Origin of the sequence: Escherichia sp. MOD1-EC5950 (assembly GCF_002965345.1) — a bacterium.
Taxonomy (GTDB): domain Bacteria; phylum Pseudomonadota; class Gammaproteobacteria; order Enterobacterales; family Enterobacteriaceae; genus Escherichia; species Escherichia marmotae.
On the sequence record NZ_PTSR01000113.1, the window covers coordinates 1 to 834 of the forward strand.

An 834-nucleotide genomic window follows, 5' to 3' on the forward strand; every position below is an offset into this window, starting at 1 on the left:
TGTATGAGTCCGGTGCCACGGTTCAGGGCTGCTCAGCCTTTCAGGCAGGGCAGGTCGCCACCCTGGATTTTGGTAACCCGGGACAGCTGGATGCAGGGGGCGTGGTCACCCGCGGTGCCGGTGAGGGTGTTCGCGTGGATGTGTGGGCGGTGGATGCACAGGCAGATTATCGCGGACGTCTGACTCAGGACAGTCATTCGGTGAATTACCCGGTGGAGTTTGCTGCTAAAGGACAGTTTCGTTTTCGTGCGCAGCCGGTGTTTCCGGCGAACGTGAAGGCGGGGGAATACACGGGGGCACTGACCTTTGTGGTCACGTATCAGTAACGGAGAAAAGGATTGTGTGTGCAGGAAAGAAGGCAGTCGCAGAGCCGGTTTCGTCCGTGTTTTTCCGTCGGGCCGCACTTGCGCTTGCCGTATCAGCTGCTTTTGCCAGTGCCACAGGTATTGCAGGTGAAAAACTGGATATGTCCTTTATCCAGGGTGGTGCCGGGGTTAATCCGGAAGTCTGGGCAGCCCTGAACGGCAGCTATGCACCGGGGCGTTATCTGGTTGACCTGTCCCTGAACGGGAAGGAGGCCGGGAAACAGATACTGGATGTGACACCACAGGACAGTAATGAACTGTGTCTGACAGAGGCATGGCTGACGAAGGCCGGGATTTACGTCAGTGCAGATTACTTTCGTGAGGGATATGACGCCACACGACAGTGCTATGTGCTGACAAAAGCCCCGTCAGTGAAAGTGGATTTTGATGTTTCCACCCAGAGTCTGGCGCTGTCCATTCCCCAGAAGGGGCTGGTGAAGATGCCGGAGAATGTGGACTGGGATTACGG

Annotated in this window: 1 protein-coding gene and 1 pseudogene; both read left to right on the forward strand. The window is 56.7% G+C overall.

The genetic code is table 11. The features are described 5' to 3' along the window. Positions 1-326, forward strand: a pseudogene (locus BEA93_RS24535) (fimbrial protein); the annotation flags it as partial. A 14-nt stretch (positions 327-340) separates the two neighbouring features. After that, positions 341-834 (forward strand): FimD/PapC N-terminal domain-containing protein (locus tag BEA93_RS24540; RefSeq protein WP_438830546.1); only part of this gene is annotated, 494 nt, incomplete at its 3' end.